The organism is Acidocella sp. (assembly GCF_013044125.1).
Classification (GTDB): Bacteria; Pseudomonadota; Alphaproteobacteria; order Acetobacterales; family Acetobacteraceae; genus Acidocella.
The window spans coordinates 1-24,327 of the sequence record NZ_JABEVC010000190.1 but is presented as its reverse complement, the minus strand read 5'-3'; the positions used below and the strand labels follow the sequence as shown (position 1 = coordinate 24,327).

At 60.3% G+C, this 24,327-nt stretch carries 31 protein-coding genes; 4 read left to right on the top strand and 27 right to left on the bottom strand.

Translation table 11 applies throughout. The annotated features are described in order from the left end of the window. Positions 1-101: 101 nt before the first annotated feature. Genes HKL97_RS11630 through HKL97_RS11620 form a run of 3 tightly spaced genes read right to left on the bottom strand, consistent with a single transcriptional unit; the run spans position 102 to position 1,358 of the window. On the bottom strand, positions 102-950 hold the full coding sequence (locus tag HKL97_RS11630) for an SIR2 family protein (protein ID WP_291425500.1): 849 nt from the start codon (positions 948-950) through the stop codon (positions 102-104). A 1-nt stretch (position 951) separates the two neighbouring features. Next, the gene (nifT, locus tag HKL97_RS11625; protein ID WP_291425498.1) at positions 952-1,167 is read right to left on the bottom strand and encodes a putative nitrogen fixation protein NifT; all 216 of its coding nucleotides are present in this window, start codon (positions 1,165-1,167) and stop codon (positions 952-954) included. Beyond that, complete coding sequence (locus tag HKL97_RS11620; protein ID WP_291425496.1) at positions 1,164-1,358, bottom strand: 4Fe-4S dicluster domain-containing protein; 195 nt, start codon at positions 1,356-1,358, stop codon at positions 1,164-1,166. Before HKL97_RS11620 ends, nifT begins: the two co-directional genes overlap by 4 nt. A gap of 295 nt (positions 1,359-1,653) precedes the next feature. On the opposite strand from HKL97_RS11620, the gene HKL97_RS11615 reads away from it, so the two are divergent. Continuing rightward, entirely contained in the window at positions 1,654-1,830 is a 177-nt protein-coding gene (locus HKL97_RS11615; protein ID WP_291425494.1) for a hypothetical protein, read from the top strand. Between the two features lie 4 nt (positions 1,831-1,834). On the opposite strand, the gene HKL97_RS11610 is transcribed toward HKL97_RS11615, so the two are convergent. The 13 genes from HKL97_RS11610 to HKL97_RS11550 form a co-directional block, all read right to left on the bottom strand. Then, complete coding sequence (locus tag HKL97_RS11610; RefSeq protein ID WP_291425492.1) at positions 1,835-2,041, bottom strand: molybdopterin-binding protein; 207 nt, start codon at positions 2,039-2,041, stop codon at positions 1,835-1,837. A gap of 118 nt (positions 2,042-2,159) precedes the next feature. Continuing rightward, the gene (gene nifA / locus HKL97_RS11605) at positions 2,160-3,932 is read right to left on the bottom strand and encodes a nif-specific transcriptional activator NifA (RefSeq protein WP_291425490.1); all 1,773 of its coding nucleotides are present in this window, start codon (positions 3,930-3,932) and stop codon (positions 2,160-2,162) included. A gap of 140 nt (positions 3,933-4,072) precedes the next feature. Then, positions 4,073-4,936 carry a ModD protein gene (modD, locus tag HKL97_RS11600; protein WP_291425488.1) on the bottom strand — a complete coding sequence of 288 codons (864 nt, stop codon included), beginning with the start codon at positions 4,934-4,936 and terminating at the stop codon, positions 4,073-4,075. Further along, on the bottom strand, positions 4,929-5,240 hold the full coding sequence (locus HKL97_RS11595) for a ferredoxin family protein (protein WP_291425486.1): 312 nt from the start codon (positions 5,238-5,240) through the stop codon (positions 4,929-4,931). The genes modD and HKL97_RS11595 overlap by 8 nt, the downstream gene beginning before the upstream one ends. Further along, the gene (locus HKL97_RS11590) at positions 5,237-6,544 is read right to left on the bottom strand and encodes an FAD-binding protein (RefSeq protein WP_291425484.1); all 1,308 of its coding nucleotides are present in this window, start codon (positions 6,542-6,544) and stop codon (positions 5,237-5,239) included. Before HKL97_RS11590 ends, HKL97_RS11595 begins: the two co-directional genes overlap by 4 nt. An 11-nt stretch (positions 6,545-6,555) precedes the next feature. Continuing rightward, the gene (locus HKL97_RS11585; protein WP_291425482.1) at positions 6,556-7,629 is read right to left on the bottom strand and encodes an electron transfer flavoprotein subunit alpha/FixB family protein; all 1,074 of its coding nucleotides are present in this window, start codon (positions 7,627-7,629) and stop codon (positions 6,556-6,558) included. A gap of 12 nt (positions 7,630-7,641) precedes the next feature. Next, entirely contained in the window at positions 7,642-8,490 is an 849-nt protein-coding gene (locus HKL97_RS11580; protein WP_291425480.1) for an electron transfer flavoprotein subunit beta/FixA family protein, read from the bottom strand. A 187-nt stretch (positions 8,491-8,677) separates the two neighbouring features. Then, the gene (gene nifW, locus HKL97_RS11575; protein ID WP_291425478.1) at positions 8,678-9,028 is read right to left on the bottom strand and encodes a nitrogenase stabilizing/protective protein NifW; all 351 of its coding nucleotides are present in this window, start codon (positions 9,026-9,028) and stop codon (positions 8,678-8,680) included. Then, positions 9,015-9,719 (bottom strand): serine O-acetyltransferase, encoded by a 705-nt coding sequence (gene cysE, locus HKL97_RS11570; protein WP_291425476.1) that lies wholly within the window; start codon positions 9,717-9,719, stop codon positions 9,015-9,017. The genes nifW and cysE overlap by 14 nt, the downstream gene beginning before the upstream one ends. After that, positions 9,716-10,867: a homocitrate synthase gene (gene nifV / locus HKL97_RS11565; RefSeq protein WP_291425474.1), complete on the bottom strand. Its 1,152-nt coding sequence runs from the start codon at positions 10,865-10,867 to the stop codon at positions 9,716-9,718. The genes cysE and nifV overlap by 4 nt, the downstream gene beginning before the upstream one ends. Positions 10,868-10,879: 12 nt before the next feature. Further along, positions 10,880-12,058, bottom strand: coding sequence for a cysteine desulfurase NifS (nifS, locus tag HKL97_RS11560; protein ID WP_291425532.1), 1,179 nt, complete (start codon positions 12,056-12,058; stop codon positions 10,880-10,882). Positions 12,059-12,078: 20 nt separating this feature from the next. Next, a complete protein-coding gene (locus HKL97_RS11555) occupies positions 12,079-12,369 on the bottom strand; it encodes a NifU family protein (protein ID WP_291425472.1) in 291 nt (96 codons plus the stop codon). Between the two features lie 8 nt (positions 12,370-12,377). Then, positions 12,378-12,716 carry an iron-sulfur cluster assembly accessory protein gene (locus tag HKL97_RS11550; protein ID WP_291425470.1) on the bottom strand — a complete coding sequence of 113 codons (339 nt, stop codon included), beginning with the start codon at positions 12,714-12,716 and terminating at the stop codon, positions 12,378-12,380. Positions 12,717-12,991: 275 nt separating this feature from the next. Here HKL97_RS11550 and HKL97_RS11545 point away from each other — a divergent pair, with 275 nt between their 5' ends. Beyond that, positions 12,992-13,582: a hypothetical protein gene (locus tag HKL97_RS11545; RefSeq protein WP_291425468.1), complete on the top strand. Its 591-nt coding sequence runs from the start codon at positions 12,992-12,994 to the stop codon at positions 13,580-13,582. Here HKL97_RS11545 and HKL97_RS11540 read toward each other — a convergent pair. From HKL97_RS11540 to nifH, 11 genes are all read right to left on the bottom strand, one after another. Next, entirely contained in the window at positions 13,579-13,959 is a 381-nt protein-coding gene (locus HKL97_RS11540; protein WP_291425466.1) for a Rieske 2Fe-2S domain-containing protein, read from the bottom strand. The genes HKL97_RS11545 and HKL97_RS11540 overlap by 4 nt on opposite strands. 32 nt (positions 13,960-13,991) lie before the next feature. After that, the gene (locus HKL97_RS11535; RefSeq protein WP_291425464.1) at positions 13,992-14,612 is read right to left on the bottom strand and encodes a nitrogen fixation protein NifQ; all 621 of its coding nucleotides are present in this window, start codon (positions 14,610-14,612) and stop codon (positions 13,992-13,994) included. 2 nt (positions 14,613-14,614) lie between these two features. Next, positions 14,615-14,899 carry a ferredoxin III, nif-specific gene (gene fdxB / locus HKL97_RS11530; RefSeq protein WP_291425461.1) on the bottom strand — a complete coding sequence of 95 codons (285 nt, stop codon included), beginning with the start codon at positions 14,897-14,899 and terminating at the stop codon, positions 14,615-14,617. A gap of 17 nt (positions 14,900-14,916) precedes the next feature. Continuing rightward, positions 14,917-15,117: a CCE_0567 family metalloprotein gene (locus tag HKL97_RS11525; RefSeq protein ID WP_291425460.1), complete on the bottom strand. Its 201-nt coding sequence runs from the start codon at positions 15,115-15,117 to the stop codon at positions 14,917-14,919. After that, entirely contained in the window at positions 15,117-15,569 is a 453-nt protein-coding gene (locus HKL97_RS11520) for a NifX-associated nitrogen fixation protein (protein ID WP_291425458.1), read from the bottom strand. Before HKL97_RS11520 ends, HKL97_RS11525 begins: the two co-directional genes overlap by 1 nt. Before the next feature lie 4 nt (positions 15,570-15,573). Further along, positions 15,574-15,969, bottom strand: coding sequence for a nitrogen fixation protein NifX (nifX, locus tag HKL97_RS11515; protein ID WP_291425456.1), 396 nt, complete (start codon positions 15,967-15,969; stop codon positions 15,574-15,576). Next, positions 15,966-17,324 carry a nitrogenase iron-molybdenum cofactor biosynthesis protein NifN gene (nifN, locus tag HKL97_RS11510; protein ID WP_291425453.1) on the bottom strand — a complete coding sequence of 453 codons (1,359 nt, stop codon included), beginning with the start codon at positions 17,322-17,324 and terminating at the stop codon, positions 15,966-15,968. Before nifN ends, nifX begins: the two co-directional genes overlap by 4 nt. A gap of 5 nt (positions 17,325-17,329) precedes the next feature. Next, a complete protein-coding gene (gene nifE / locus HKL97_RS11505; RefSeq protein ID WP_291425451.1) occupies positions 17,330-18,775 on the bottom strand; it encodes a nitrogenase iron-molybdenum cofactor biosynthesis protein NifE in 1,446 nt (481 codons plus the stop codon). 81 nt (positions 18,776-18,856) lie between these two features. Beyond that, positions 18,857-20,416, bottom strand: a complete 1,560-nt coding sequence (nifK, locus tag HKL97_RS11500) for a nitrogenase molybdenum-iron protein subunit beta (RefSeq protein ID WP_291425449.1) — start codon at positions 20,414-20,416, stop codon at positions 18,857-18,859. A gap of 36 nt (positions 20,417-20,452) precedes the next feature. Then, entirely contained in the window at positions 20,453-21,952 is a 1,500-nt protein-coding gene (gene nifD, locus HKL97_RS11495; protein WP_291425447.1) for a nitrogenase molybdenum-iron protein alpha chain, read from the bottom strand. Between the two features lie 65 nt (positions 21,953-22,017). Further along, positions 22,018-22,917, bottom strand: a complete 900-nt coding sequence (gene nifH / locus HKL97_RS11490; protein ID WP_291425445.1) for a nitrogenase iron protein — start codon at positions 22,915-22,917, stop codon at positions 22,018-22,020. A 338-nt stretch (positions 22,918-23,255) separates the two neighbouring features. Here nifH and HKL97_RS11485 point away from each other — a divergent pair, with 338 nt between their 5' ends. Both HKL97_RS11485 and HKL97_RS11480 read left to right on the top strand, forming a co-directional pair. After that, the gene (locus HKL97_RS11485; RefSeq protein ID WP_291425443.1) at positions 23,256-23,681 is read left to right on the top strand and encodes a response regulator; all 426 of its coding nucleotides are present in this window, start codon (positions 23,256-23,258) and stop codon (positions 23,679-23,681) included. Between the two features lie 2 nt (positions 23,682-23,683). After that, positions 23,684-24,085 carry an ArsC/Spx/MgsR family protein gene (locus HKL97_RS11480; RefSeq protein WP_291425441.1) on the top strand — a complete coding sequence of 134 codons (402 nt, stop codon included), beginning with the start codon at positions 23,684-23,686 and terminating at the stop codon, positions 24,083-24,085. Positions 24,086-24,327: the final 242 nt, after the last annotated feature.

Below are 24,327 nucleotides of genomic sequence, written 5' to 3'. Positions count from 1 at the left end.
CGTCCCGCAACAAACCTTGCAAACCGCGTGCCAACGAACATGCCTTGATTTTCCAACGATCTGCGGTCTTTCAGACATGGAACGGTGTCAAGAACACGACGTCACAGACAGGACAAAAGTTCCGAAATGGCATCGTTGAATGGCAGCGTCACGGGGATAATGCCTTGTTCGGTCAGGAAGCGGCTTTCGTTGCGCGTGATCTCGCCCTCCGGCAGCAGCGCGTAATGCGTGGCGGTGCTGCGCTTCATAATCTGGCGCGCGTAGGAGCGCAGCATCTGGTCGTGGAAGCGGCAGCCGAGAAACAGAAAGCTGCGCCCGGCGCGGCGGTGCCTCACCTCCTCGGGGATCGGGGTCTGGATGTCGATCTCGGTCAGCACCTCGACATAATCGGCATCGGAAATGAGATAGTTACGCGCGGGCGTGACACCGCCATGCGGGCGGTAAAGCAGCGTCGTCCACTCTGCGGCCTGCGTCGCGCAGGTCGCCTCACCCGCGGCATTATAAAAGCGGAACCAACGATCTTCGCCGATGCCAGCGCGCGTGATGCCCTGGACCTCGCCCCAATTATCCAGCCCTGCCAGGGCTGAACGCATGGCGTCGTCATACCAGCTTTCCACAATCAGGGGCAGGTTAAGCTGCGCCAGCGCGCTGTGCAGCGGCGCCGGCGGCACCGGGGCTGCGAAGGCCTCGTTCATCAGTGCTGTCACCGTATTGCGGTGCTTATAGCTCTCAATGTGCTGCGCTGCCGCCCAGACATTTCCTTTCGCCCGGCGCGGCAACGCCACTTTGGTGCCAAGGAACGCGGCCAGCGCTTCAGGTGTGCGCCGGCCGGGGGCGCCTTGCGCCACGGCTGGCCCCAGATAGGGCACGGCGCTGCCGGTTTTCAGCAATTCCGCGATAGTGCGCAATGCGGTGCGCGCTTTGGCAAATGTATCAAGCGCTGCACTCATTTTATTCCTCCTCGCCGCGCTTGCGCGCATTTACGGTAATGGGCAGGCGCGTATCTGCTGGCATGTCCGGCAGGTCGAGCACCCAGCCATTGGCCACACGCACCCAGCCACCCCACAGACTCTCGCGCTCCACCTCGACGATGGGCTCCTCAAGATCCTTTTTGGGCACATAGATGCACAGCCCGGTGTCCAGCGAACGCCGGATCATCACCTTCACGCCGGCACGCAGGTATTATCGACGGGGCAGACCTCGGCGCATTTAGGCGAATCAAAATGATCCTTGCACTCGGTGCATTTTTTGGGGTTGATGATGAAAGTGTCGCCCTTCATCGAAATGGCGGTATTGGGACATTCAAACTCGCAGGCCGAGCAGCCGGTGCATTGCGAGGCGATAATCTTGTAGGCCATTGTCGGACTCCTTCCGGTAAGACATGTTCTACCCGGCTATCAGCAAACCGCGTGCCATTCCTGAAGCCCGCCGCCGGGCTACAAAAATGGCGGCGCCGCGACAAACACCGTCGGTTTTGCGACGCCGCCGGGCATTACAGGACAGTGGCACGCCAGTTGCTGGGGATTCTCCGCGCGGGACGCTTGTCGGGCGCATCTTGTCGTAAAGCCGACACAGGAGACATACATGATAAATTCAGCAGTCAGGAAGCGCAGGGACACGGCATGCGCGCCGAAATTTCCTATGCCGTGCTGAGTGGCACAACCCGTACTGACCGCCGTGCCGCGGAAAAATCTCCCCGATCGGCAGGACTTCAGCGGCGGCTATGACGCCATGCCGCTGTGCCGCAATGATGTGGCGGGGCGATGGTGGGAGGGTATGATGCGCTGGGGCAGACTTTACCGTCCTGCACTCCAGCGTGCCGAGGCGTGACGGCTTACTTGCCGATGATCACGTCAGAGGATTTGATGATCGCGCTCACTTCATCACCAATGGCAAGGGCGAGATCCTCAACCGATTCATTGGTAATGGAGGAGGTGACCATCTGCCCGGGGGCGATCTCAATTTTGATGTGAGAGGTGGTCGCGCCCTTGGTGATGCTAACGATTTTGCCCGGAATGATATTGCGTGCACTCAGCTTCATGATTCACCTCTGTTTGCCGAAGTAGCTATAATACAACAAGGCTTGACGGAAAGGCGCCAAGCCTGTGTCCGCATGGTATCGAACACGCATCATCGCCACAAGTGACGATGGCGAAAGATCAGAACCGCTTGATGGGTATGTTGTGCTTGCGCAGCGCGTAACCGATCTGCCGCGGGGTCAGCTTTAGCAAACGCGCCGCCTTGGCCTGTACCCAGCCTGTGGCCTCCATGGCCTGGACCAGCTGCTCGCGTTCCATCTGCGGTTCGCTATTGAGCGAGCGGCACGCTTCCACCTGAGGGCAATGGGTCGGATCAATCACTGGCTCCGGCCCGGCGGGGCCGGCGGGCGGCGGCGTCATCCGCTTATTCTCGGGCGGAAGGATGTTGAACAGCTCCGCCACAACGGCGCCGCGCCACAGCGTGGCGGAAAGGCATTCATCATGCCGGCAGGCAAAATCATCCGCCACAAGCTCCTGGTGCCGGGCTAATGTTGCGGTGCGCCGAACGCAATTTTCCAGCTCGCGGACATTGCCAGGAAAGCCGCATTCCTTCAGCAGCCTAGTTGCCTGCGGCCCCAGGCTGAGCTCGGTGCCGTGCTCCGTGTTAAAGCGCCGTAGGAATTCGCGCGCCAGCGGGGCAATATCCTCGCTGCGCGACCGCAGCGGCGGCAGCAAAATCGAGACGACATTGATACGGTAATAGAGGTCGGCGCGGAACTCCCCCTTGGCCACAGCCTCTTCCAAATTTTTGTTGGTAGCGGTGACAAGACGGACATTGATCTTGATGGTCTTCATGCCGCCGACACGCTCGAACTCGCCCTCCTGCAGCACACGCAGCAGCTTGGCCTGGAAGGCGGGGGAGATTTCGCCGATCTCGTCGAGGAACAGCGTGCCGCCATCGGCCAGCTCGAAGCGGCCCTTGCGCTGCGCGATGGCACCGGTAAACGCCCCCTTCTCATGGCCGAACAGCTCGGATTCCAGCATCGATTCGGGCAGTGCGGCACAGTTCACTTTGATGAACGGCCCGGCATGGCGCGGGGAGAGATCATGGGTGGCGCGCGCGAACAGCTCCTTGCCGGTGCCCGACTCGCCGCGCAGCAGCACCGTGGAATGGCTCCGCGCCACAACGCCGATTTTCTCGATGACGGCGCGTATGGCCTGGCTTTCGCCAATAATGTCGGACGGGACAGCGGCACGCTCACCCTTGGCGACGACCGAGAGTTCCTTTTCCAAACGCCGCTGCTCGGTCATCAGGCGCTCGCGGTCGCGCCCCACCACATCGTACAGGCGGATGGTCTGGCCGACCAGGTTGGCGATCATGGCGAGGAAGCGCACATCCTGGTCCATGCCGAAGGTGGCGTGGCGGTCCCATACGCGGTCCAGCGTGATGGTGCCGATTACCTTGTCGCGGACCTTTATTGGCACGCCTATGAATGAGACCAGCGCCTCGCTATGGCCCCATTCCACCTCCCACCAGCCCGCGAAAAGCGAGCTCTGCTTGATATTCTCGATCACCACGGGCATTTTTGTGGTCACGATCTGTCCGACGGCCCGTTCCGGCAGACGGCTGAAATGATGCTTGGCGTTTTCCTCGCTCCAGCCGGAGCCGACCGCGATGTCGGGCAAGCCATCAGCATTCAGCAGCGCGATGATGCCGTGATGCATGTCCATGAAACTGGAAAGCACGCCGAGCACGTTGGAAAGCGTCGTCTCCAGCCGTGCGGGCGAGGCCAACACCTTGGAAACCTCGTACACGCCGTGCAGGGCAATTTCGGCACGGGTTGAGTAATGGCCCAGGCTACCCGGTATAGCGGCCGCCCCGCCTGTATTGCCGGGGGCCGATACGCCGCTGTCTGCGGCAGCTATTCGTTTTGTTTTTTCGCCTATCTGCATAGCAACCCCCTTACGTCAGGTCGCTTCCCCCAAGCTGCGGCCGCAAAAACACTTCTGTCACTGTGGCGCTCCTGGTTCGAACCTCGCAGAACCTTGCTAAAAACTCAAGATTTTCTTGCCCCGGCGGGAATGTTTTAATCCTATCCACGTGCAGCCATTTCCATTTTTACACTGATATCAAGTGGTTTCGCTGAAAAGGGCGCGGAAGTGACCATCGTGTCCACGCCTGCTGCCGCATAAGCCGCCGCATTTTGCGCGTTCACGCCCCCCGCCGTGGCGATGAAGGGGCGGCCATCGGCGCGGCGCGTGACCGCGCGCACCGCCTCAGCCGCCGCCTCGGGAGAAAATTTTTCTAACTGGATGACATCGGCCCCCGCCAGCGCCGCTTCGCGTACGCTGGCCTGATCCGTCACCTCCACCATCACCGCGCGCTCGGGCGCATGGCGGCGCGCCGTGGCTACCGCCTCCGCCAGGCCGCCGGCGAAGAACACCAGGTGCTCAGGGAAGATCATGATTGTATCATGCAGCCCCAGCCTGTGGATTTCCGTGCCACCTGCCAATGCCGCCTTGAGCGACAGGGCCCGCGTGAACGGCGTTGACTTGCGCGTCACCATTACGGGGATGCCGGCTGCTGCCTCGACAATTGCCGCTGCCTCGGTCGCCACGCCGGAGGCGAATTCCATGACGAGCTGGGCCATCTTCCAGCCCGCATGCAGACCGCAGGCCGGACCTGTGGCAGCCAGCACAAGCTCGCTCGCCGCGACGTCAACCCCGCTCACGGCACTGAAGGTGATCTCCGCCCCCAATCCGGCCAGCATCTGCGCCGCTTCCTCCACACCGCACAACCGCAAGGCCCCGCGCGCGGCAAAGCTGATGCGCCCTGGTGCGGCGCCAATGCCCAGCGCGCGCGTGGTGAGATCGCCGAAGCGAATGTCGTCTTCCAGTAGACCGGCCAGCGCCGGACTGGTCATCGGCCAGATCATGATCGCCACACTCTCAGCCAAACTTATAGAGGATGCCATAGCCCCCGCGCGGATACTGCCACTCGATCTCGCCGGTCTTGGCCGTAACGACACGGCAGGTGCCGCATTCCATGCAGCCATCGGCGACAATCTCGACCTGCCCCCTATCGTTGGTGCTGTAACACCCGGCCGGGCAGGTGGTGACCAGCGAACGCAAAGCCGCCGATGGCTCCGCCCCCGGGATCACCTTAATATGCGGCCGCCCGGCATCCACCAGGTAACGGTTCTGAAACAGTTTTTCTTCAACTTTGGGACCAGCGTCCCCGGCATTGCTCACAGCAGTCATCGCCACGCCCTCGCTAGTTTGAATGCGTCCCCCAGAAGGCCCGGCAGCGACCGGCCCTTGCGGAAGCTGTTGAAAATTTCGACCTCCTTGGCCCTCTTATCCTTGCCGTCGACGCGGAACCAGGTCTGTGCCGCCTGCGCGATGAGGCGCGGGTAGAGGGTGAACACATGCGCGCCGCTCTTGTGCAGGAAGTCGGGGATGTTCTTGTATTTCTTCAAGTCCTTCATGACGAAGCTGGTCTCCAGGCGGCGCTGGTATTCGGTCAGGTTCGCGGCCGTGGCCGGATCGCGCCGTGTTTTCAGCCAGGAAATCGTTTCACCGGCAATGCGCCCGGTCGTCATGGCCAGGTTCGAGCCTTCGCGGTGCACGGCGTTGACGAACTGTCCGGCATCACCCACCACGACCCAGCCATCGCCATAGAGCTGCGGAATGGAATTGTAACCGCCTTCGGGGATGAGATGGGCGGCGTATTCCTTGCATTCCGAGCCTGCCAGCAACGGCTTGATGCTGGGATGGTTCTTGAAGGCTTCCAGCAACCCGTAAGGCGTCTGGCCAGTGCCCTCGAAATCGGAGACGATGCAGCCAATACCCACAGAGATGGACTCGCCATTGGTATAGAGAAAGGCCGTGCCGGTCATGCCGTTGGTGATGGTGCCCATCGCCTCGATGACCACGCCCTCATTGCCCTTCAGGTTGAAGCGCTCGTCGATGACCTCGCGGGGAAGAAAATGCATCTCCTTTACCGCCAGCGCCACGCTCTCGGGCGTTACCACCGGGCGCAGGCCCGAGCGCTCGCCCACCAGGCCGTTCACGCCCTCGGCCAGCACGACGACATTGGCATAGGCCAAGCCATCGGCACGGTCGGTGCGCACGCCAATCACCTTGCCCTGGCCGTCACGCAGCAACTCCGTTACCGTGGTTTCGCACAGCAGGGTCACGCCGGCGTCACGCACTTTGCGGCTGAACCATTTGTCGAACTGCGCGCGCACGATGGTGTAGCGGTTGGGCCGTTCCTCGTTGAAGCTGTCGTCGCGGTAATGCATCCCGACATGCGAGGTCTCGGTCATCGTCCACTGCCGCTGCTCGATGATATGGCGCTCCAGCGGGGCGTCGTCGCGGAAATCGGGGATGATCTTCTCCAGCGCGTCGGCGTAGAGAATGGCGCCCTGCACGTTCTTGGAACCCGGATACTCGCCACGCTCAAGCTGCAAAACCTTCAGCCCCAGTTTGGCCATGGTATAGGCGCAGGCATTGCCGGATGCGCCCGCCCCCACCACGATCGCGTCAAATTTGTCCTCGATCATTGCTCTGCTCCTCAGCCAGCCAGGCGGTTGACGGATAAATACGAACGGAACGCCTCGGTGAGTTTAGGGAGGAACTCGACGGCATCCGCCACAATCCCCAGATGCGCGAATTCAAAAATCTGTGCCTTGGGATCGGTATTGATGGCGATGATCATGTCGGCCCCCTCAACGCCCACGCGGTGCTGAATGGCCCCCGAGATACCCGCCGCGATGTAGAGTTTCGGGCGGATGGTCTTGCCTGTCTGGCCGATCTGCCGGTCAGTGGTGATCCAGCCTTTCTGCACCAGCGGGCGCGAGCCGCCATATTCGGCACCCAGCACTTCGGCCAGGGTTTTCACGAGTTGGAAATTATCCACCGAGCGCAGACCAAGCCCGCCCGCCACGACAATGTCAGCATAGGTTAGCTGGGCCTTGTTGGAGTCGCGGTCAGCGATGAATGTTATTACCTTGGTAATAATATCATCCTCGCTCATCCCCAACTCCCTTGCGATGATCCGCCCGCTGCGCCCTTCCTGGTGCGGCGGCATGACCAGCACGCGCGGGCGCACCGTCGCCATCTGCGGCCGGAAGTTCAATGTCATGATCGTGCACAGCAGCGAGCCGCCAAAGGTGGGGCGGGTGGCCGCCAGCGAGCCTTCTTCGTCAATCGCCAGCTCCGTACAGTCGGCGGTAAGGCCCGTTTTGAGGGTGGTGGCCACCGAACCGGCGAGGTCGCGGCCCAGATTGGTGGCCCCCAGCAGCAGGATTTCCGGCTTATGGGTATTCACCAGATCGGTGAGCCCCTTGGTATAGGGTTCATTGCGGTAATGCGTGAGCACCGGATCGATGATGGTGTACACAAGGTCCGCACCATATTCAAAGCAGGATTGCGCGGCCTCCGCCACGCTGGCGGCGTCGCCACCCAGCACCACACCGGCCAGTTCAGCGCCGCGCTTATCGGCCAGCTTGCGGCCTTCACCCAGCAGCTCGAACGACACCGGATGGACAATGCCATGCTCTAATTCGATGGCGACCCAGACATGCTTGTAGGCCTTGAAATGCTCGGGCAGCTCCTTCCTTGTGCTGGCGCGGCTGGATTCGGACATGACCGTTCTCCTTTACTGGCCAGAGGCAAACCGCATGAGGTCCGCCTCCAGGGCTGGCTGGCGCTTGAAAATCTCGTTCATCAGGGCGGCGGCGGCGTCATAGCCATCCTCCACGGGCAACATCGTTGCTTTTTCGGCGTGGGCCTGGGGGGCGAACACCTTCTTCACGATGGTCGGCGAGCCGCGCAGACCGCATTTGGTAATATCCGTGATGCCAGCATCTACTGCGCTCCAGGTAACGATTTTCGCGGAAACAGCACGATAGGCGTCGGCCAGGGAGCCGCGGCGGATTTCGTTGGTGCCCTCCAGCATGGTGATGAGCACCGGCATTTTAGTGGAGAGCAGCTGCACGCCACCCTCGGCGCGGCGCTCCACGGTGATGGTCCCTGCCGCCGTATCCAGCTCATTGATGCGCGACACATAGGTGAGCTGGTTCAGGTTCAGCCGCTTGGCGATGCCGGGGCCGACCTGGGCGGTGTCGCCATCGATGGTCTGCTTGCCGGTGAAGATGACCGGCATCTCGCCGAATTCCCGGGCAATCTTCTCCAGCGCGGCCGCGAGCGCAAAGCTTGTCGCCAAAGTGTCGGAGCCGGCGAAGAAGCGGTCGGTCAGCAGCACGGCGCGGTCGGCGCCGAAAGTGAGCGTCTTACGCAGCGAGTCCTCGGCCATTGGCGGCCCCATGGTCAGCACCGTCACCTCGCCACCAAACTTGTCGCGAAGGCGCAGGGCCTCTTCGAGCGCGAACAAATCATATGGGTTGATGATGGTCGGCACGCCCTGGCGCATGATGGTGTTGGTCACCGGATGCACGCGGATTTGTCCGCTGTCGGGCACCTGCTTCATACACACGGCTATATGCATCACACGGTCTCTTTCCTGGCTGATCCAGCGCCGCCGGCGCTCTGTCGTCTCCGGCTCGCAAAACTGAAAGAGCAAACACCGTGCCAAATGCCGCCGCAGGTAAAACGCCGGCATTGTCCCGCGGCGCAGGCGGATTTCGACGCAGGCGGCGCATAAACCCCACCATCATGTCGCATCGCCGACATTCCTACGCACCTTGCACGCCGGTCAGCATGCTGAGTGGCACAAAAGGTTTCTCCGCGGCCGTCTTAGGCGCGACAGCATCCTTATGGACTTTGAACAAACGCTCCTGGATTGGCGTGGATACGACAAAATCCTGGTAGGCCTTGGCCAGATGGTCGCGGCACAGCAGGCGCACCTGCGCATTGTCCATCTTGTTGAAGATTCCGCGTGCATCGCTCTCGCGCAGATACTGGCCCATGCGGCGCAAAATATGCAGGCGCGAGACGTGGACCACCGCCGGGTCGTAGGCCACATCGAGATAGGCGAAAAACTCCTCGGCGGCGGAGAGTTTAGCGAGATCTTTAAGTATAGTCATGTGTTTGTCTCCAAGCTGAGGCGGAACGCAGACGCTGCGCCCCGCGCAGATGCGCCACCTGTGTTTCTAGGAAGGCGATGCGATCGAGCATGAGGGTAAGAACTTCGCCAACAGGATCGGGGATGAGATGATGTTCCAGGTCTAGGCGGCCATCGGCCAGACGCCTGTCGCGCAGTTCGCGCACAATCCGCCCGGGAATGCCGACCACGGTCATGCTCTCGGGCACGTCCTCCACCACCACTGAATTGGCGCCCACGCGGGCGCCCGCGCCGACGGTAATCGGCCCCAGGATTTTCGCGCCCGCGCCCACCAGCACGCCATCGCCAAGCGTGGGGTGGCGCTTGCCCGGCGACCAGCTCACCCCGCCCAGCGTGACGCCGTGATAGAGCGTGACATCGTCGCCAACTAGAGAGGTTTCGCCAATGACGACCCCGGCGCCGTGGTCGATGAAGCAGCGCCGGCCGATGGCCGCGCCGGGGTGGATGTCGATATTGGTGACGAGCCGCCCGAACCAGGACAGCAGGCGCGCGGGAAAGCGCATGTCACGCCGCCACAGCGCGTGCGCGAGGCGGTAGTAGAACAGCGCGTGCACGCCGGGATATGTGAGTATGATTTCCGCCGTGCCGCGCGCCGCCGGGTCGCGCCCGCGCACACAGGCGACATCCTCGGCCCAGCACGCCAGCGGGTTCATTGCGGCGCCCGCAGCGCCACATCATGGGCCGCGTGGTAGAAGGCCGCCAGCTCCATGTCGCTCACCACGCGCTTGGCGGCCTGAGCGCGGGCGCGGACCCAGGCCAGCACGGTCTGCACCTCGTCCCGGCTGGGACAGAAGCCGAGCCGCTCCAACGCATTCCCCACGGCGGCCGTGCCGGAATGTTTACCCAGCACAATTTCGCGGTGGCGCCCGACGCGGACCGGGTCCAGCGCTTCGTAGCATTGCGGGTCGCGCAGCAGGCCGGAGACGTGAATCCCGGATTCATGGGCAAACACCGCCGAACCGACAATGGGCTTGGCGGCATCTATCGGCCGGCGCGCCGCGCGCGCTACCAGTGCGGCCAAGGCAGGCAAGCGGGTCAGGTCAACATTGGTGTGCATTCCCAGAATGGGCGAAAGTGCGGCCGCCACCTCTTCCAGCGCGGCATTGCCGGCGCGCTCGCCCAGGCCCAGCACGCATACGCTGGCATGCGTGGCCCCGCCCCGCAGCGCTGCTAGTGTGTTGGCCGTGGCCAAACCCAGATCATCATGGCCATGGAATTCCAGCTCGATGCCGGTATGTGCCCGCAATGTCTGGAATATGCCATACGTCGCAAAGGGGTCGAGCACGCCCAGCGTGTCAGCAAAGCGTAACCGGTGGGCGCCGGCCTTGTCGGCCGTCTCCAGCACCTGCAGCAGAAATTCCATATCCGCCCGGCTAGCATCCTCGCAGCCCACGGCTACATCCAGCCCGGCATCGCGTGCCAGCCTTGCTACACGGCGCAGACGCGCGAGCGCATCGGCACGGCCCGTGCCGAACTTCGCCTGGATCTGGCGATCAGACACTGGGATCGACAAATTGACGCGCGACAGCCCGGCCCGCTGCGCCGCCGCCACGTCGGCCTCGCTCATGCGGCACCAGCCAATCACCGCCGCCTGGCGTACTTCGGCGCACACCGCGCTGATGGCGGCGATCTCGGCCTCACCCATAGCCGGGATTCCGGCCTCGATCTCGTCCACTCCCGCCTCATCCAGCGCACGAGCGATCTTCAACTTTTCCTTCGGCGTGAAGGCTACGCCCGGCGCCTGCTCACCATCGCGCAGCGTGGTGTCATTGAAGATGACGGGAATAGGATTCGGGGTCATGTCCTCAGCTCCTCAAGTAAAGTTCACGGCTTTCAGATGATCGGCCCAGAGCGGCGAGCGCTCCCGCGCCTTGGCGGCAATGCCGGGCAGCACCGCCAGCACATAGTCAATCTCGGCCTCGGACGTTTCGGCCGAGAGCGAAAAGCGCACGGCGCCGTGCAGCGCATTAAGCGGCACGCGCATGGCGCGCAGCACATGCGAGGGCTCCATGCTGCCCGAGGTGCAGGCCGAACCGGACGAAGCGGCGATGCCCGCCCTGGCCAGATTGTTCAGCACGGCTTCGCCATCCACATGCTCGAAAGCCAGATTGCAGGTATTAGGCAGGCGGTTCGCCGCATCGCCATTCACCCGGCAGCCGGGTACTGCCGCCAGTATCCCGGCCTCCAGACGGTCGCGCAGCGCCGCCATGCGGGACCAAGCGGCGCTATCCACAAGCGCCGCCGCCGCGCCCACCCCCACAATGGCGGGCACATTCTCCGTCCCCGCCCGGCGCCCGCGTTCCTGGTGCCCGCCGCGCAACAGGGGGCTGAACTTTATCCCCTTGCGGACATAAAGCGCACCCACGCCCTTGGGACCGTGGAATTTATGTCCAGAGAGGGAGAGCATGTCGATCTGCGTGCCCGCCAGCGCTATGGGCAGCTTGCCAATGACCTGCACAGCATCGGTGTGGAACAGCGCCCCGGCCTGGTGCGCCATTTTCGCCAATGCGCCCACAGGGAACACCGTACCCGTCTCGTTATTCGCCCACATCAGGCTGACCAGCGCCGTGCGCGGGCCCAGGGCAGCACGGTAAGCGTCAAGGTCCAACCGTCCATGGGTATCCACAGGAATATGGCGCAATTTTATGCCGCGCGTTTTCTGTGCCCACGCCAATGGCGCGAGAATCGCCGCGTGCTCGACCGTGCTCGTGATGATCTCGTCGCGTTCGGGCAAGGTCTCCAACGCCACGTGAATAGCGGTATTGTTGGCTTCGGTACCACCGGAGCAGAAGACGATCTCCTGTTCCTGCGGTGCGCCCAGCAATGTCATCAGCTGGCGCCGCGCAAGGCGCAGGGCCCCGCTGACACCGCCACCCAGCCCATGCACCGATGAGGCATTGCCGAAATACTCGCTAAAATACGGCATCATTGCCGAAACCACGGCCGGATCGGTGCGGGTTGTCGCGTTGTTGTCAAGATAGACCTGCATAATGCCCCCTTGCTGCTGACGGATCAGTAGGCTGACTTGACGCCTCCGGGCACGGGCACCAGGCGCACGAACTCGCCTAATTTCTCTGCGACACGGCTCTGGATTCCTGCCAACGTGGCACCGCTGAGCTTGCAGAACATGCACGCACCTGTGAGCCGCACCTGCACGGTCTTGCCCTCAATGCCGACCAGCACGCAGTCACCGCCATCACGGCGCAGAGTGGGGCGGATTTCCTCGATGGCGGCTTCGATCAGTTGCCGGCGCAGATCATCGCTGGCGGCGGTGAGGGATGATGCCTCTTGCTGAACGAACATGGCGCCCCCTACCCGAATGATTTGCCGCACGAGCAGCTATTGGTGACGTTGGGATTCTCAAAGGTGAAACCAGAACCTTGCAGCGCCACCACAAAGTCGATGGAGGTGCCAGCCAGCAGGCCGCGGCTCTTGGGGTCCAGAAATAACTTAATGCCGTCGCGTTCCACTACCTCGTCATCAGCATTGGAATCGGGAATCAGACCCATCATGTATTTGTATCCGGCGCAGCCACCGGTCTCTACCATGATGCGCAAACCCGCCACCGGGCCGGGTGCGCCTGCCATCGCTGTCCGCACCGCATTCAACGCGCTGTCTGTCAAGTTGATGCTGTCTGTCAAGTTGATCATGGGTCACTCCGTTGTCCTGGCGCGGCGTACCGCGGGTCTACAGGGGCTTCAATGCAACCCCCGTGCCAATACCAAACAACATAAATTGTCAGGCTTTTTTTCAAGCGTGTCGGGCTTTGCCGCGCCATGTCGGCTTCCCGACACGCGTAGCTGTCGGTTGGACGACACAGCCCCCCAAACCGCCCCTGCGGCGGCGCATAATTTCGGCACGCTCCTTGCCTTAGAGCCCAGAGCGCAGTGACGCGCCCACGACCAGCTAAGACAGGAATTTTTGTATGACCAGTATCGAGACTACGGCGCTGAATCGCTTGGAGCAGGAACACCGTTTGCTCAACGCAGTGCTCAAAGCACCAACCACAAAGCCCGGGCGCTTTGGCTTCCGCGGCGACATCGCACTTAAATTCCAGCAGCAACTGGCCGATGAGAAACGCCCGCCCGAATACTCCATCGAGCAGGTCTTCATCATTGCGTCCGAGGATAACAGCCCTCTGCCTTTTCTGGCCGGCTACCTGCACTCCTTCGCGTATCTGGCCGATGCCGCCAAAGTGCTGAGCGGCCTGCTCTCACCCACAGGCACCTACTTCATGTTCTGCAACAACATCGATCTTCTTGCCAAATACCGTGTGAAAATGGGTAACATCACTTTCAACATCCTGCCGCTCGACGAATCCACCGTGTGGATGGAGTTGATGGAGTTGATCGGCTTAGACAAAACCGACATGAAAAAGCTGAGCACCGGCGGCAAGCTGGACCAACTCGCCGATAAGGCGATCAGCTTCGTCTCCGACTATCAGGAGAAGTCCTTCGAGGAGGTCTTGAAGCTAACAACTCCAGTGCGAAACAGAAACGAAAATCGCCCGGTTTAATCCTCGCCTGGTTCCATCAGATCAACGCCGAGGAAGCAGATGTCTGCATCCTCGACGCTGACGGGAATTGAGATGAGCGCGGCGCCGGCGCAGGGGCCGACGATGCACCGGCCGGTATCCAGTTCAAACAGCGCGCCGTGCTTGCCGCAAATCAACCGCTCGCCAGCACCATCCATGAACTGGTCCTTTTCCCAGTCCAGCCGCGTGCCCTGGTGCGGGCATTTATTCTCATAGGCAAAGACATGCCGGCCCCAGCGCACAATAAACACGGGCCAGGGAATCTCCTCCCCCGCTCCGCCGCGCCGCGCGAGCAGAAAGCCACGCGCCTGGCGGCTGGGAATATCCTCAAGACGGCAGATGACATAAGCAGTGGTCATGTGTTCAAGCTAGCCCCGGACGCCGCATGGATTCAAGCCGCCGGCAATGTAGAACCGTTGCTCACGCGCGCTAGCAGGGTCTCGCCATCCTCGGCACCGAAGCAATGATCGAAATCATCACAATCCGAACACACCGGAGCGGCGCACAGCGTGAAGCCGTCCGAGCGGCAGACCATCCGGTAGAAGAACTTCTTCCATTTCATATCCTGGCTGTTGCGCGCCGCGAGGCCCGGAAAATGCCGCGAAATGAGGGCTGAACCCTCGGCCCGGTCGCGCAGCCCCATATCCTGCCACAAATGATTGGGCGATTGCGCGCGCCGCGCCACCATGGCGCCGACCCATTTTGTCAACATTGATGTGTCACGAGCATATAGGCGGAACAGATCGCGCAAAGCCTGCTCCTCCTCTGGTACATCGACGCTGATGCTCGTATCGATAGCGGAGAAAATCCCAGCGGCCCCTGGGAACATGCCGGCCACGAGCTGACCCAGCGCGCCGTCGCTCAGTCCCACTTGCGCGCACACATCGCGCAGATTGCCGCCGGCTTCGGCCAGCCCCACCGCCAGAATGCTGGCAATGGCGTGACGATCCTCCGCATCATAGCCGGGCGATGGAGCGTCCATGAACCAGGCATAGGCCACAGCCGCATCCATGCTCAGCCTGCTCCGTGTGTCTGGCAGTTGGTGGTGCAGACGCGCGCGCAGGCGCCGCAGCCGATGCATGCACCGGCTGCTGCCAGCACCATCACCTTCTTCTCAATCTCATAATCATCGTCATCATCAAGGTCTACATAATCTCCATCCTCATTCAACCCTTTGAGCGTCATCACATCACGGCCGCAAACTTTGTAACAACGACCGCAGCCAATGCATTTTTCAGGGTTAATGGCCAGAAGATATTCTGGCTTCCAGATGCTTCCGTTGCGCGATGTCAGACTCATCGTGTCTCTCCTTAGGCTCATTCTGATTCCAGTTCCTTGAGCGCCGCCCGTTTCTCCTCCAGCGCCTCAAACGCCTCATGCGTGCGCTGGGCGATGCCGATGACTGACTGCCAGTTCAGCGGCAATTCTTCGGAGAGGTCATGCAGGTCCATCTTTGCCTGCATCGCTTTCGCCGAAAGCTTCTTGATCTCCGCTTTCAAGGTTTCAACATCGCTCATCAGCAATTCGCCACTTCGGGAAATTTCGTAATCATCTCGACACCCGCCTGCACATATTTGTCGCCCTCTTCAGCAAGCTTGGCCAGATTGTCAAAGCCGAACCGATGCACGTCGCGCAGTTGCTTGTTCACCACAATCAACCGCCCGCCGATCAGCACCATACGGCCGAAGCCCTCATGGCTCATCTTCAGCATTGGCGTGATCATCACACATGTCGCGCGCTCAATGCCCAAACAAACGGCATTGAAGAACAATTCCAAACGCCAGATCGTCTCCGGATCGGGATCGCCTATAATCGGCAGATCGCGGCGCGCCTCCTTGTCAAGAATATATGGCGTCAGCAATTCAATGTCCGGCTTGCCGTCCCAGGTGCCGTGTGAATCCTGGGCACGCCAGATATTGATAAGCTCCTTAACGAAGGGGACATCCACGGTATCAATCACATCAGGCATGCTATTAATCCTCAAAATTTAAGATTTTTTCTTTATCCTTCGCTAATGCCTTGCGCAGCCATGGCGGCGGTGTTCCCGCAAGGACCTCTTGCAGTTTCACCAGCAGTTTATCAATCGGCTCAGGTTGATTGACCTTGATGGGATGAATGTTGCTGGCCACCACGCGTGCCGCACCGGAGCCGCCAATGGCCGCGACATATAAAATGGCGCAATCCCGAATCGCATTCAGTTTGGGCGCGAGCTTGTCCTCGTTACCATCTTCGGCGAGGTCACCGTCAAACGTCAGATCCTGAAGAAATTTGGAACCATCAGGGGTGACCTCATAGATGACGATATGGCGCGCCCAGCCGAAATGCGCATCGACGCGCTTCTTATCCTGTGTAGAAAATGCGATTTTCATACTGCCTCCTCTTGCGCCGCTCGGCGCCACGAATCCGGTGTGGGCTTGTGATACGTTTCATTGTGTTCCATCAGCAGATTGGCCATGCTGAAAATAAGATTGCGCGTGCCTTTATAGCCGACAGTTACAATATGCGCCGCGCCAAGCCGGTCGAATATCGGCAGGCCAATGCGGAAAAACGGCAATTCCAACCGTGCCGCCATCTGCCGCCCATGCGCGTGAGTGAGCAGCAGATCAGCTCCACGAGCGCTGGCGCGGATTTCCAAATCTTCCAGGTCGCCAATGAGGACTTCATCAACCGCGAGTTTTTCCAGAACCGGAGAGGCCGTCGTCGTCACCGCCGCGACGATCTCGGCTCCCATCTCGTGCAGCAGCGAGGCAATGTCGTAAAGAAGGTCTGGCTCCGCGCCGATGGCAAGCTTTCGCCCGCCGGTATAAAAATGTCCATCGAGCATGGCGTCGATCAACTGGCTGCGCTGGCGGCGGTATTTTGCTGGTACCGGCCGGCCGCTGATCTCGCTCAGGAACGCAAAGAATTCATCATTCGGCCTTAAGCCGCACAGTCGCTCAAACAGCCTGAACGGAACACCCGAGCGGGCTTGCAGCGCCTGCGCCGCGGCACTCATCTGTGCACCAATCGCAATGGTCCAGTTCGCCGAGCCCATTTGGACGATCTCATCAACGCCAATTCCGCCCAGCGTGGTTGGCGTGAAATCATCGGGGATATGGCCATCAAGAGACCCTGATAGATCTGGCAAAAATACCGCCTCCATCCCGAAATTCTCAAAAATCTCGTGCAATTCGTCGATGTCTCCGGCCGTTATGTGGCAGCCAGGCAGAACATTCACATGGCGCGGGTCGCGCGCAAGAACCTGTGCCGGTACAAGCGCTTCAATAATCCGCGTCACGGCCTTGTCCCAGCCATCCTGAAAGGCGCCCGAAAAGTCTGGTGTTGAAACATAGACGATCGGGTAGTCCGTGAATTCAGGATGGTTCATCCGGAAGAGCTTGATGAAGCCCTCCACGTCATCACCTTTTATTTCGGTAACGCCAGTTGAGCAAATGCCAATGAGATCTGGCTTTGTGCGCTTATAGATGTTCAGGATCGCCTGCTCAATATTCTCGTAACCACCGAGAACTGTTGCAACCTCGCTCATCGCGGTGGTTTGCAGTGGAATGGCTTCCTTGAAATGCCGAACGAAGAGGACGAGGCCGAATGAGGTGCAGCCTTGGCTGCCATGCAGCAGCGGCATTGTATTGCGCAACCCCATGAAGGCCAGCGCCCCCCCGACGGGCTGACTCATCTTCAGCGGATTCACGGTACATGATTTTCTGATGGTGGTGACAATGGCCATGCCGCCTACTCCGCGGCGAGCGGCAGCGCGGCAGGCGCGGCCTGCGCCTTTTTCTGCCAGCTCTCACCATTCACGTCCCACGGCGCCGGCTGACGCACCTGCTCCCAGATCGGATTATAAAGGCTCTTCTCTATTTGCCGGACAAGGTCCACCATGCCGACATAGCCCATATAGGCGTGATGACGTTCCTGGTTGATATCGAGCCATGGCATTGCTGCCTTCAGCGCCACGAATTGCGAGCGTCCGCCAGAGAGCATGATATCGGCGCGCGCCTCGCGCAGCATCTTGTACATCTCACGCGGCGTCATATCGTCGATCATATGGGCATCCTCGCCCATGATCTGCTTGATGCGCTCCTTGTCTTCCTTCGTCGATTTCTTGACGCTGGTACCGACAATTTCCAGCCCGGCTTCCTGCAGCGCCGCCACCACCGACCAAGATTTAACCCCGCCGGTAATCAATAATACGCGCTTTCCTGCAAGCTGGACCTTGAACTGCTCAATCGCGGCAAAGGCCTTCTGCTCCTCGCGGGCGACCAGTGCTTCGGTATGAAACATCAGTTTGTCCGGTGCACCGCGGCTGATGAGCAGGCGGGAAATTTCGCGCAGAGAATCGCTTGTGTCGCCAATGCCGTAGAATGACCCCTCGAAGAATGGGATATTATACCGTTTCTCCATTTTGCTGGCGACGTTGATCATGGCGCGCGAGCAAACCATCATCGCCGCTTTGGCGCGATGGGAATAGGCGGCCTCCAGATATTTTCCGTCGCCGGAAATGCAGGAGAGAATGCGGATGCCAAGCTCGTCCAGCAGCGGTTTCACCTGCCACAGCTCGCCGGATAAATTGTATTCGCCAATGATATTGATGTCATAGGGCGTGGTATATTCAGGCTCGGCGGTGCCGATGACGTGGTCAAGAAGCGCTTCTCCAGCGAGCTTATTACCTAGATTTTTTTGCCCCACAAAGCCCGGAGAATTCACCGGAATCACCGGCCGGCCGAATTTTTTGGCCGCGGCCTTGCATACGGCGTTGATGTCATCGCCGATCATGGCGGGCACGCAGGTTTGGTACACGAAGATCGCGGCGGGATCGTATTTCTCGCCGATTTCCTTGATCGCCTTATAAAGCCGCTTCTCACCGCCGAAGACGATGTCCGTTTCATTCATGTCGGTTGTAAAGCTCATGCGCCATAGTGCCGATCCGGAGGATTTTGAACCGCGATTATCCCAGGAATTGCCCTCGCAGGCGATCGGACCGTGCACCAGATGCGCGACATCCGTGAATGGCTGCAACGCAATTTTGGCACCATCGAAGGCGCAACCACCCGCCGCGCCGCCAGGCTGCAACTGCTTCGTGCACCCCTTCTTGCGTTCTTTCTCGGTCTTGTTGTGATTAACGCCGCAAGCGGGCTCGTTGAAAACCTCCTGGATCTTAGCATTCAGCGAAGTCATGCGGCGTGCTCCTTCTGTTGCGCTCAGTGGTCTCCAGTTGGTTCGCCTCCGCCGCATATTGGCGGCGGAGGCTTGGCATCATCAGCGGATGATGTCGTAGCTATAGTCCGTCTGGCCTGCAACGTTCGTCTTTGCATCCATCGTATCGAAGATCTTGTCGAGGATGGTGATCAGTAAGTTCATGCCGCCCTGGTAGCCCCATACCGGCCGGCGATGATGATGGTGCCGGTCGAAGATGGGGAAGCCTATGCGGATCAGCGGCGTACCGGTATCGCGTTCCAGATATTTTCCGTAGGTATTGCCAATAAGATAATCGACAGGCTCGGTGAACAGCAGTGAGCGCATGTGCCACAGATCTTTCCCCGGATAAGCCTTGCAATTGGCGCCGAAAGGCGAGCTGTCGAACAGCGCCTGCATCTTCGCGGCCCACGCCTTGTTGCCATTGGTCGCTAGCACATGCACGGGTTCCGCGCCCAGTTCAAGCAGGAACGCGGCCAGCCCATAGGTCAGGTCGGGGTCGCCATAGATGGCGAATTTCTTGCCGTGAATATGGGCGTTTGAATCGGCGATGGCATCCACCAGCCGGCCGCGTTCCTTCTCCAGCTCAGCCGGGATCGGCTTGCCGGACAGGCGAGACACTTCCATGAGGAAGTGGTCGGTCCCGGCGACACCCACCGGGTGGTTGAAGGCCAGCACTTCATGGCCATGATTACGAACAAGTTCCAGCGTCTTTTCGGTACAAAACTGTTGCATCGAAATGGTCGCCTTGGCGTTTACAGCATTCGCAACATCATTCAGCTTTGTGCCACCATCATACATGCGGAACTCGCCATCGGTCGGCGTATCCCACACATCGGAATTATCGCCGATGATGGTGTACTCAACTTGCATCAGATCGAAGATGCGCTTGACCTCGCGAATGTTACCGACGGTATAGCCGTCAAACCCGCCGATGAAGTTGATGGAGCCGTTCTCGGCCCGCTCCAGCTTGGGCACGGTACCGGCCTTGCCATCCCAGAAATGCTCGATCACGCCCTTCATCGCGTTATCGTAGCCGGTCACATGGCTACCGACGAAGGCCGGCGTATGCGCGAAGGTGACGTCGAACTCGGCGGGAACGGAACCTTTTTCCTTGGCAGTCTTGATGAAAGCATTGAGATCGTCGCCGATGACTTCCGCCATGCAGGTGGTGGAGACAGCGATCATCTTGGGCTTGTACATGCTGTAGGCATTGGCCAGGCCGTCAACCATGTTGTTGAGGCCGCCGAACACGGCCGCATCTTCCGTCATCGACGAGGAAACGCACGAGGTCGGCTCCTTAAAGTGGCGTGAAAAATGGCTGCGGTAATACGCAACGCACCCCTGCGACCCGTGCACAAAGGGTAGCGTGCCCTCAAAGCCCACGGCCACGAACACCGCGCCCAGCGGCTGGCAAGCCTTGGCGGGGTTAACCACCAGTGCCTCGCGGGCGAAGTTCTTCTCCTGGTATTCCTTGGTTTTCGCCCATTCGCGCACCCGGTCAACCTCGGCATCAGGGTGCGTGTTTTCAAAATTCGCCCTCTTATTGGCGAACATTTCCTTGTATTCCGCGCCGCGGAACAGCTCGAAATGGTCGAGTACCTTATCTGCGTCCTGGGTCATGATGAAGCCCTTTCCTTAAGTCCTGAGAATGACCGTTTATTCCGCGGCAAGCTGCAGCGGCTGCGGCTTGGGGGGCCACGGCGCCTTGGTCAAATTCCACACGGGGGAATTGATCGCCATGTCCATGTCGCGGGCGAAGATGGCAAAGCCGTCATAGCCATGATAGGGACCCGAATAATCCCAAGAATGCATCTGGCGGAACGGCACCCCCATCTTCTGGAAGATGTACTTTTCCTTGATGCCGGAGCCAACGAGATCGGGCTGCACCTTCTCGACAAATTTCTCAAACTCGTAGCCAGTGACGTCATCGTATATCAGCGTTGCGTCCTTCACGTAATGCTGGGCGGTGCGCTGATAATCGTCGTTATGGCCAAACTCGTAACCCGTGCCGACAACATCCATGCCCAGATCCTCGTAGGCGCCAATCACATGGCGCGGACGCAAACCGCCAACATAAAGCATTACCGTCTTGCCCTGCAGGCGCGGCTTGTACTTGGCGATGACGGCATCAACCAGCGGCTGGTACTTGGCGATGACCTTCTCGGCGCCTTCCTTGATCTTGTCGTCAAAGTAGCTGGCGATCTTGCGCAGCGATTCAGCGATCTTGGTCGGGCCAAAGAAATTATACTCCACCCAGGGGGTGCCGTATTTCTCTTCCATGTGGCGCGAGATGTAGTTCATAGAGCGGTAGCAATGCAGCACATTCAGCTTGGCGCGCGGCGTGGCTTCAAGCTCGGCCAGCGTGCCGTCGCCCGACCATTGCGCGATCACGCGCAGGCCCATCTCTTCCAGCAGGATGCGAGAAGACCACGCATCGCCGGCAATGTTGTAGTCACCGATGATGGCAACGTCATACGCGCTCGGCTCAAAGGCCAGTAGCTTGTCGCCTATCTTGTCGAACACCCAGTCCCGCACCGCATCGTTGGCGATGTGGTGACCGAGCGATTGCGACACGCCGCGGAAGCCTTCGCAGCGCACGGGCACGATGGTCTTACCCTCATATTCCTTGGACTTGGTCTTGGAGATTGCCTCAATATCATCGCCGATGAGGCCGATAGGGCATTCGGACTGCACCGAGATGCCGCGGTTGAGCGGGAACAATGCCTGAATTTCGTCGATCACCTTGGCCAGCTTCTTGTCGCCGCCGAAGACGATGTCGTTCTCCTGGAAATCCGAGGTGAACTGCATGGTGCCGAAAGTATCGATACCGGTGATGCCGATATAATAATTGCGGCGCGCCGCCCAGCTATACTGGCCGCAGCCAACGGGGCCGTGGCTGATATGGATCATGTCTTTGATCGGACCCCACACCACGCCCTTCGAGCCAGCATAGGCGCAGCCACGAATCGTCATCACGCCAGGGATAGACTTGATGTTCGACTTCACGCCGCAATCGGCCTTGCCCTCCTCGTGCACGTTCAGGTGCTTGGCCCGGCGCTTGGCGGTTTTCTCCGGATAGACCCGGAGCACCTCTTCGACCAGTTCCTTGTTGCGCGCCTTGATGTCTTCGACGCTCAGGGTTTCTACAACGCTCATCTTCTTGCTCCTTGGCTTATCCGTTTGGGGACCCTGGCCGTTCCAGTCAGCCAGGGCGTTTGGCCTTAGGCGACCAGTGCGGCTTCAGCGACCAGTTCCGCGGCGGACTTGCCTATGAGCGACTCATCCACCTGCTTCATGATGCCGTGTTCCATCAGCATGTCCTCAAGCTCGTCCATGGTGATGGGCGTCGGGATCACGCCATTGCCGGCGTTGGCGTGGACCTTGCGGGCCAGCGTGCGGTATTCCTCGGCCTGCTTGGAATCCGGGGCGTATTCCAGCACGGTCATGCGGCGCAGTTCGGCATGCTGCACGATATTGTCGCGCGGCACGAAGTGGATGAGATGCGTGCCCAGCTTCTTGGCCAGGGATTCCGCCAACTCCAGCTCCTTGTCGGTCTGGCGCTCGTTGCAGACCAGCCCGCCCAGGCGCACGCCGCCGGAATTAGCGTATTTAAGAATGCCCTTGGCGATGTTGTTGGCGGCGTACATGGCCATCATCTCGCCGGACATGACGATATAGATTTCCTGCGCCTTGTTCTCGCGGATGGGCATGGCGAAGCCGCCGCACACCACGTCGCCGAGCACGTCGTAGGACACATAGTCAATGTTCTCGTAAGCGCCGTTCTCCTCCAGGAAGTTGATGGAGGTGATGACGCCGCGGCCGGCACAACCAACGCCCGGCTCCGGGCCGCCCGACTCAACACAACGGATGTCGCGGTAGCCGACCTTCATGACCTCTTCCAGCTCGAGATCCTCAACCGAGCCGGCGGCGGCGGCAAGACTGAGGATGGTGTCCTGCGCCTTGGCGTGCAGAATAAGACGGGTGGAGTCCGCCTTGGGGTCGCAGCCCACGATGAGGATGCGCTGGCCCATCTCGGCCAGGGCAGCGAGGGTGTTCTGCGAGGTGGTGGACTTGCCGATACCCCCTTTTCCGTAAAACGCGATCTGTCTCAATTTCGACATTTGTGTCTCCTGTGAGTTCGTTGCCAATCTCCGCGCTCGTCACGCGGTCCATCTCTTTCGGTAACGTGCTCGCGGTCACGGGAAGGAACACAGCGCTCGTCCTGCGCGTCTGCCTGTGTTCAGCCCTCACTCGCCGTCCCGTAGACCACGATGCAATCGCCATGCCAAACCATACATCAAGAAAATTCAAGTGTTTTTCTGGTGGTTTAGAAAGTCATGGCGATGTGTCGAACCTGACAGCCCGTGTCGGCCCTGTCTTAAACGGGACAAAATACCAGCTTGCGGCGCGGGAATGGTTCTTGCTTTCCCCTTTGGACCAACGCAGATGGAGGTTAGGGGTGCAGATCGGAGTGGATACAGCCAGGGCGGTCGATCAGCGCCGCGTGTTCATCGTGGAGCCCGATGAAATCACCCGCGCGGTGCTGCAGTTTATCCTGCAGGACGAAATCGAGACCCATGAAATGTCCTCCCCCGAGGAGGTGTACGAAAAGGGACAGGATTGGCTAAAGCCCGACCTGGTGCTGCTCTCTGCAGGGGTGGTGGAGGCGCGTGGGGCTGCTGTGGTTGACGACCTGACCACAGCCTATCCTGGCGTGCGGGTGCTGGTGGTGCACGACAAGAACACGGAAGCGCCCGCGCTGGCGGCGTTGCGGGCCGGGGCCCATGGCGCGCTGGCCAAGCCCTTGGGCATAGAGGCCGTGCGCAAGAAGGTGGACACGGGGCTCGGCCGCGGTGGCGCCCCGCTCATCCAACTGAGTCTGTAGCCATGGAGATCGTGTTCTATGAGAAGCCAGGCTGCGCCGGGAACGCCCGCCAGAAGGCGGTGCTGCGTGCGGCAGGGCACACGGTCATCGCCCGCAGCCTGCTAGCCGAGCCGTGGACAGCGGAACGTCTGCGTGCCTTCTTTGGCAATCTGCCCGTAACGCACTGGTTCAATATGTCTGCACCGGCGGTCAAATCAGGAGATGTCTCGCCAGAAGCCCTCGTCGCTGACGATGCCCTGGCGCTGATACTCAGTCAGCCGCTTCTCATCCGCCGGCCGTTGCTACAAATCGGCGAACGCCAGTGCACGGGCTTCGTGGCGGCCAGCCTTAAAGACCGGCTAGGCCTTGAACTGCCGGAGGCACCGGACGGATGCGCGCACCCGCCTAGTCTTACTATGTCATAAATTTTTTCGATTGAAAATTTGTTGGCAGCATGGGCAACGTGGCAGCGTGCGGGAGATCGCGCGGGCGATGGCGATGCGGACGGAGGTGATTGAGTTTGGCACGTTACGCTCAGGCCGGATCGGGGGATCCGCGGGGTGGATAGCCTGCGGGAAGGGGATGTTCTTTGACGAGAATCGTGTTGCGTGGCCCTGAGGGGGGAATCGCTTCCGTTTCGGAGATCAGGAATCCGTAGGCGGCGATG